The sequence below is a fragment of the Pseudomonas sp. D(2018) genome (assembly GCF_005502555.1).
Lineage (GTDB): Bacteria > Pseudomonadota > Gammaproteobacteria > Pseudomonadales > Pseudomonadaceae > Metapseudomonas > Metapseudomonas resinovorans.
Genome location: NZ_SCOK01000035.1, coordinates 50,028 through 57,488 on the forward strand (window position 1 = coordinate 50,028; position 7,461 = coordinate 57,488).

Genomic DNA, 7,461 nt, shown 5'->3' on the forward strand with positions numbered 1-7,461 from the left:
GGGTTGGCGACAGCACTGATAACCCAGGATGGCGTGTCCGACAAGACAAAACTGTAGTGGCGGTCAGGTAATTTCACGGCTGCACCCGATTGGGGCCAGGATGCAGCCGTTTCGCACTGCCAGCGGTCAGATTCCGCTGCTTTCCAGTGCCGTTTCCCGCGCCGGCTCCGATGGCAACAGCAGGCTCAGCAGGATGGCCGTCACACCGCCGCAGGTGATGGCCGAGTCGAACAGGCTCTGCACGATCTGCGGCATCTGGTGCAGCAGGGTGGGCTGGGCCGCGACGCCCAGGCCGACGCCGAAGGAGCCGGCGATGATCAGCAGGCTGCGGCGGTCCAGGTCCACTTGCGCGAGGATGCGGATGCCGGCCGCTGCCACGCTGCCGAACATCACCAGCGTGGCGCCGCCCAGCACCGGCTTGGGAATCTGCTGCAGCAGGGCGCCGATCAGCGGGAACAGGCCGAGCACCAGCAGGACCGCACCTATATAGAGGCCGACGTGACGGCTGGCGACGCCGGTGAGCTGAATCACCCCGTTATTCTGCGCGAAGGTGGTATTGGGGAAGGCGCTGAAAGTGGCGGCGATCAGGCAGCTGACGCCATCACCCAGCACGCCGCCTTTCAGGCGCGCCTCGTACTCCGGGCCTTCGAAGGGTTTGCGCGAGAGCATGCAGTTGGCGGTGAGGTCGCCCACGGTCTCGATGGTGCTGATGAGGTAGATCAGCGCCACCGGGATGAACGCCGTCCAGTCGAAGCTGAACCCGAACTTGAAGGGTACCGGCATGCTGATCAGCGGCAGGTCAGGCAGCGGCTGTGGCGCCAGCTTGCCGGTGGCCAGGGCCACCAGGCTGCCCACGACCAGACCGATGAGGATCGACGACAGGCGCACCCAAGGGTTGCGCGAGCGGTTGAGCAGGATGATGGTCAGCAGCACCAGGGCGCCCAGGGCCAGGTTCCCCGGAGCGCCGAAATCCGCCGCCTTGAAGCCGCCGCCGATGTCGGTGATGCCGACCTTGATCAGGCTCACGCCGATCAGCGTGATGACGATACCCGTCACCAGCGGCGTGATGATCCGCCGCAACTGGCCGATGAAGCGGCTCAGCACGACCTGTACGAAGGCGCCGAAGAAGCACACGCCGAAGATCATGGCCAGGATGTCCTCCGGGCTGCCACCACGGCTCTTCACCAGGAAGCCGGCCGCGAGCACCGCGCCGAGGAAGGCGAAGCTGGTGCCTTGCAGGCAGATCATCCCGGCGCCGATACCCAGGGGCCGCCGTGCCTGGATGAAGGTGCCGACGCCGGACACCATCAGCGCCATGCTGATGAGGTAGGGCAGGTGCTCGCCCAGGCCCAGGGCGCCGCCGATTACCAGTGGCGGCGTGATGATGCCAACCACGCTGGCCAACACATGCTGCAGCGCGGCACAGAAGGACTGCAGGGGGTTGGGCCGGTCTTCCAGGCCGTAGATCAGATCGGTGTTGCTGGTTGCTTCGCTGTGCATGGTGCGCCCCGCGGGTAGTGAGTGGCGGCTGCACTGCAAGAAGCTGACCAGTTGAACAGTTTTTCAGGCGTGACGCGGCTTGCGACGGGACGCGGCGGTGTTCCGGGAGTGGGGGAGCGCACCAAAAGGAGGGCCCCTGCGCCGGGCTGGTGCAGGTATCGCCCTTCAGCTGGTCGCGGCCAGCGCGTCCAGGAAGCTCTCCAGCACCAGGTGCGGCCGGCGGCCCTTGCGCGTCACCGAGGACAGGGACAAGTCATAGAAGCGGCTTGCCGGTTTCAGTGCCCGCAGCCGGCCCTGCTGCACCCAGAAGGTGGCGTAGTGGTCCGGCAGGTAGCCGATATAGCGGCCAGTGAGGATCAGGAAGGCCATGCCTTCGCGGTCGGAGGCGCTGGCGCTGCAATTGAGCACCTGGTAGTGCGCCTGGATCTCCGCCGGCAGGCGGAAGGTGGGGGCGATGGCGTCCTGCTGGTTCAGGCGTTCGTCGCTGAGCTGGGCGTCGTCGGCGTAGAACAGCGGATGGCCCACGGCGCAGTAGAGCAGCGAGCGCTCGCTGTACAGCGGCTGGTACTCCAGGCCCGAAAGGGCGGCGGTCTGCGGCACCACGCCGACATGCAGGCGACCGTCGAGCACCCCTTGCTCCACCTCGCTGGGGGGCGTCATGCGGATGTTGATCTGCACGTCCGGTCCGCGCTCTTTCAACCGCGACAGGGCGTGGGTGATGCGCATGTGCGGCAGGGTCACCAGGTTGTCGGTGAGGCCGATGTTCAGCTCGCCGCGCAAGTGCTGGTGCAGGCCGTTGACCTCGGTGCGGAAGGTTTCCAGCGCTGCCAGCAATTGCATGGACGACTGGTACACCTCGCGGCCTTCCTCGGTCAGGGCGAAACCGGCACGGCCGCGCTGGCACAGGCGCAGGCCGAGGCGCTGTTCCAGGTCGCTCATCTGCTGGCTGATGGCCGAGCGACCGATGCCCAGGACGCTCTCGGCGGCGGAGAAACCGCCGCATTCCACCACGCTGCGGAAGATGCGCAGCAGGCGGATATCGAAATCGCTGACCTGTGCCAACGGCTCTGGGCGGCGGCTGCTCATGGTTTAGTAACCTCTGATCTAAAGATATGAAAAGTTGGATTTTCGTGACTTTATGCCCGTGGCAATGTCGGCATCAAGTTACTTGTCGCACCTCAGAACAAGACCCCCTCGAGGCCACTCATGAACATGCCGCAGACCGCCCAACTTCCCCTGGCCAGCCAGCTCAAGCTGGACGCCCACTGGATGCCCTTCTCCGCCAACCGCAACTTCCAGCGCGACCCGCGCCTGATCGTCGCGGCCGAAGGCAGCTGGCTGATCGATGACCAGGGCCGTCGTATCTATGACAGCCTGTCCGGCCTGTGGACCTGCGGCGCCGGTCACTCGCGCAAGGAAATCCAGGAAGCCGTGGCCAAGCAGCTCGGCACCCTCGACTATTCGCCAGGCTTCCAGTACGGCCACCCGCTGTCCTTCCAGTTGGCCGAGAAAATCGCCAACCTCACACCGGGCGAGTTGAACCACGTGTTCTTCACCGGTTCCGGCTCCGAGTGCGCCGACACCTCCATCAAGATGGCCCGTGCCTACTGGCGCCTGAAAGGCCAGCCGCAGAAGACCAAGCTGATCGGCCGCGCCCGTGGCTACCACGGCGTGAACGTCGCCGGCACCGCGCTGGGCGGCATCGGTGGCAACCGCAAGATGTTCGGCCAACTGATGGACGTCGACCACCTGCCGCACACCCTGCAGCCGGGCCTGGCCTTCACCAAGGGCGCTGCCGAAACCGGCGGCGTGGAGCTGGCCAACGAGCTGCTCAAGCTGATCGAACTGCATGACGCCTCCAACATCGCCGCCGTGATCGTCGAGCCGATGTCCGGCTCCGCTGGCGTGATCGTGCCGCCGGCGGGCTACCTGCAGCGCCTGCGTGAAATCTGCGACCAGCACAACATCCTGCTGATCTTCGACGAAGTGATCACCGCCTTCGGTCGCATGGGCACCATGACCGGTGCCGAGTACTTCGGCGTGACCCCGGACCTGATGAACGTGGCCAAGCAAATCACCAACGGCGCCATCCCCATGGGCGCGGTGATCGCCAGCCGCGAGATCTACCAGACCTTCATGAACCAGGCGACGCCGGAATATGCCGTCGAGTTCACCCACGGCTACACCTACTCCGCCCACCCGGTCGCCTGCGCCGCTGGCCTGGCCGCCCTGGACCTGCTGGAGAAGGAAAACCTGGTGCAGCAATCCGCCGAACTGGCCCCGCACTTCGAGAAGGCCATCCACGGCCTGAAGGGCGCCAAGCACGTCATCGACATCCGCAACTGCGGCCTGGCCGGTGCCCTGCAGATCGCCCCGCGTGACGGCGACGCCATCGTGCGTCCGTTCGAGGCCGGCATGGCCCTGTGGAAGGCCGGTTTCTACGTGCGCTTCGGTGGCGACACCCTGCAATTCGGCCCGACCTTCAACGCCAAGCCGGAAGAACTCGACCGCGTGTTCGACGCCGTCGGCCAGGCCCTGCAGGGCGTGAATTGATGAGTCAACGCCCGCAGGCCGTGCCCACCGTGCAGGTGGATAACGACGAGGTGATCGTCACCGAGTGGCGCTTCGCCCCCGGTGCCGAAACCGGTCGCCACCGCCATGGTTACGACTACATCGTGGTACCGATGACCAACGGCACCCTGCTGCTGGAAACCCCGGAGGGCGACAAACACGCCCCCCTGGTGGCCGGCCAGAGCTACTTCCGCAAGGCTGGCGTCGAGCACAACGTGATCAACGCCAGCGACCACGAAGTGGTCTTCGTGGAAACAGAATTGAAATAGTGCACGGACCCACTCCCTCTCCCTCTGGGAGAGGGCCGGGGTGAGGGGGTATCAGCCCCTCCGACTATCCGGCGCCGCACAGACAATAGCCCTACAAGAGACCCCACCCATGAGCCTCATCCCGCACCTGATCAACGGCGAACGCATCGACGACCAAGGCCGCACCGCAGACGTGTTCAACCCCGCCACCGGCGAAGCCCACCGCAAGGTCGGCCTGGCCAGCCGCGCCACCATCCAGCAAGCCATCGACGCCGCCAAGGCCGCGTTCCCGGCCTGGCGCAACACCCCGCCGGCCAAGCGCGCCCAGGTGCTGTTCCGCTTCAAGCAACTGCTGGAACAGAACGAAGCCATCATCTCCAAGCTGATCGCCGAAGAGCACGGCAAGACCCTGGAAGACGCCGCTGGCGAACTGAAGCGCGGCATCGAGAACGTCGAGTACGCCTGCGCCGCCCCGGAAATCCTCAAGGGCGAATACACCCGGAACGTTGGCCCGAACATCGACGCCTGGAGCGACTTCCAGCCGCTGGGCGTGGTCGCCGGCATCACCCCGTTCAACTTCCCGGCCATGGTGCCGCTGTGGATGTACCCGCTGGCGATCGCCTGCGGCAACACCTTCATCCTCAAGCCCTCCGAGCGCGACCCGAGTTCCACCCTGCTGATCGCCGAACTCTTCCACCAGGCCGGCCTGCCCAAGGGCGTGCTGAACGTGGTCAACGGCGACAAGGAAGCCGTGGACGCGCTGATCGAAGCACCGGAAGTCAAAGCTCTGAGCTTCGTCGGCTCGACGCCGATCGCCGAGTACATCTATGCCGAAGGCACCAAGCGCGGCAAGCGCGTGCAGGCCCTGGGCGGCGCCAAGAACCACGCCGTTCTGATGCCCGACGCCGACCTCGACAACGCCGTCAGCGCGCTGATGGGCGCCGCCTACGGTTCCTGCGGCGAGCGCTGCATGGCCATCTCCGTGGCTGTGTGCGTGGGCGACCAGATCGCCGATGCCCTGGTGGACAAGATCGTTCCGCAGATCAAGGCCCTGAAGATCGGCGCCGGCACCAACTGCGGCCTGGACATGGGCCCGCTGGTCACCGCCGCCGCCCGCGACAAGGTGGTCGGCTACATCGACGACGGCGTGGCCGCTGGCGCCAAACTGGTGGTGGATGGCCGTGGCTACCGCGTGGCCGGTCATGAAGACGGCTACTTCGTCGGCGGCACCCTGTTCGACAACGTCAAAGCCGACATGCGCATCTATCAGGAAGAAATCTTCGGCCCGGTGCTGTGCATCGTCCGCGTCGGCAGCCTGGAAGACGCCATGCAGCTGATCAACGACCACGAGTACGGCAACGGCACCTGCATCTTCACCCGCGACGGTGAAGCCGCGCGCCTGTTCTGCGACGAGATCGAAGTGGGCATGGTCGGCGTCAACGTGCCGCTGCCGGTACCGGTGGCCTACCACAGCTTCGGCGGCTGGAAGCGCTCCCTGTTCGGCGACCTGCACGCCTACGGTCCGGACGGCGTGCGCTTCTACACCCGCCGCAAGGCCATCACCCAGCGCTGGCCGCAGCGCGCCAGCCACGAGGCCGCGCAGTTCGCCTTCCCCAGCAACGGCTGAGTGATGCGTTGAATGAAAAAGCCCCGGCGATTGCCGGGGCTTTTTTTGATGGGTATCGCTTCGCTCCACCGCATCCTACAGACGCTGCGCAGGATGGCGTAGAGCGCAGCGAAACCCATCACCATTCCCCGGCGCCGTGGCTCAGGTCATTCCCGCTCCCTGCCCAATCCCGCGGCAGGATTCCCGACTTCACATAACGGTGAAACGATGACCACGGCCAATCGGCCACCCGTTCGACGTGGCCATGCTTGCGCGGGTTGTAGTGGATGTAATCCACGTGCCGCGCGAAATCCTCCTCATCGCGGATGCGATGTTCCCAGAAACGACGTTGCCAGATTCCGCGTTCGCCTTTGCTCCGTCGACTGGCAGAGAGCGTTTCGCATGGTGGCATTGCGCGGGAAAAGCCGCTCTTTATCTGGCGCCAGCGCAGAGCGTAATTCGCATCGCCCGGCGGCAAGGTGCAGAGCGCATGGAGGTGATCAGGAAGGATGGCAATGGCGTCGATGCTCCAGGGATGGCGCGTCATGCAATAGCGAAAGCTGGTGCGGAGCAGGTCGATGCGTTCGGTGAGCAGATGGCTGTCACGGTCGGCCAGGTTGAGGGTGAAGAACCAGGTTGCGCCTGGGGTGCGGTCGCGGCGGTAGTCGGTCATTGGGGGCTTCCTTGCCTGGGTATTGATGGGTTTCGCAAGCTCTACCCATCCTACGAATCGTGGCCTGACCGGCTCCGTAGGATGGCGTAGAGCGCAGCGAAACCCATCATTGGTTTGTGGGGTGTTTCATGTAGTGCGGCACCTGCTCCCACGGCATCCAGAGCTCGCCTTGCCACTCCAGCAGCGTCAGGCGTTGGGATTGCCAGCTCAGCATCACGCGGCGCGGGCGGTAGTAGTCCTCGGCATGCTGGTCGCGCAGGGTGGGGATGACGTCGCGGGTGAGCCATTCATCCAGTTGCTGGCATTCGGGATGGCCGAAGCGGATCAGCACCTTGTAGAGGCCGGCTTCGTTGATGACCTGGACCTCTTCTTCATGGCCGTTGGCGTAGCGGATGGGGACACGTCGGGTTTCGTGGGGCTTGAGGCGGCGGTGCAGGGATTGCGGGTGGTGCAGACCGAGCAGGCGGGCGAAGTCGTAGGCGGAGAACCAGGGTTGGTTGTCGATCATCACGCCGCGCAGGGGGCGGTTGTGACGAGTGAAGAAGGTGGGGACGTATGCGTCGTGCATGGTGGAACTCCTATGGCTCGATAAGGAGCTGCCACCTTCGTCGTCAAGCGAAAGGGTGGCAGACCGCACGGGGTTGACGAACCGGGCCATAGATCCGGCAGACCCCGAAGGATCTCCCCGTGCGGTCTGCCATTAGGGCGGTGCAGTCTAAGGAACTGCACACAAGGTAGGGGCCGTGGGAAACGTCCGTCGCTTCCCACATGCACCGTAGGCAAAGTCGCGCGTATGGCTTCAGGTCGTCAAACCCGGTCGCGGTGTTGACCGCGACCGGGGCACGTTAGGGAGGGGGCGGGGA

The 7,461-nt window shown here is 65.2% G+C and carries 7 protein-coding genes; 3 read left to right on the forward strand and 4 right to left on the reverse strand.

Features of this window, described 5'->3' with window-relative positions; all coding sequences use genetic code 11:
• Positions 1 to 126 precede the first annotated feature (126 nt).
• Complete coding sequence (locus FFS60_RS20240; RefSeq protein WP_137822966.1) at positions 127 to 1,500, reverse strand: uracil-xanthine permease family protein; 1,374 nt, start codon at positions 1,498 to 1,500, stop codon at positions 127 to 129.
• A 165-nt stretch (positions 1,501 to 1,665) separates the two neighbouring features.
• Complete coding sequence (locus FFS60_RS20245; protein ID WP_028630814.1) at positions 1,666 to 2,586, reverse strand: LysR family transcriptional regulator; 921 nt, start codon at positions 2,584 to 2,586, stop codon at positions 1,666 to 1,668.
• A 120-nt stretch (positions 2,587 to 2,706) separates the two neighbouring features.
• Between FFS60_RS20245 and FFS60_RS20250 the strand changes: the two genes are divergently transcribed.
• The 3 genes from FFS60_RS20250 (at position 2,707) to FFS60_RS20260 (ending at position 5,946) form a co-directional block, all read left to right on the forward strand.
• Positions 2,707 to 4,053: an aspartate aminotransferase family protein gene (locus FFS60_RS20250; protein WP_028630815.1), complete on the forward strand. Its 1,347-nt coding sequence runs from the start codon at positions 2,707 to 2,709 to the stop codon at positions 4,051 to 4,053.
• Entirely contained in the window at positions 4,053 to 4,340 is a 288-nt protein-coding gene (locus FFS60_RS20255) for a cupin domain-containing protein (RefSeq protein ID WP_028630816.1), read from the forward strand. The genes FFS60_RS20250 and FFS60_RS20255 overlap by 1 nt, the downstream gene beginning before the upstream one ends.
• 109 nt (positions 4,341 to 4,449) lie before the next feature.
• Positions 4,450 to 5,946, forward strand: a complete 1,497-nt coding sequence (locus tag FFS60_RS20260; RefSeq protein ID WP_028630817.1) for a CoA-acylating methylmalonate-semialdehyde dehydrogenase — start codon at positions 4,450 to 4,452, stop codon at positions 5,944 to 5,946.
• A gap of 118 nt (positions 5,947 to 6,064) precedes the next feature.
• Here FFS60_RS20260 and FFS60_RS20265 read toward each other — a convergent pair whose 3' ends face one another.
• Positions 6,065 to 6,598, reverse strand: coding sequence for a transposase (locus tag FFS60_RS20265; protein WP_137822967.1), 534 nt, complete (start codon positions 6,596 to 6,598; stop codon positions 6,065 to 6,067).
• 106 nt (positions 6,599 to 6,704) lie between these two features.
• Positions 6,705 to 7,166 carry a Bro-N domain-containing protein gene (locus tag FFS60_RS20270; protein ID WP_137822968.1) on the reverse strand — a complete coding sequence of 154 codons (462 nt, stop codon included), beginning with the start codon at positions 7,164 to 7,166 and terminating at the stop codon, positions 6,705 to 6,707.
• Between the last annotated feature and the right edge of the window lie 295 nt (positions 7,167 to 7,461).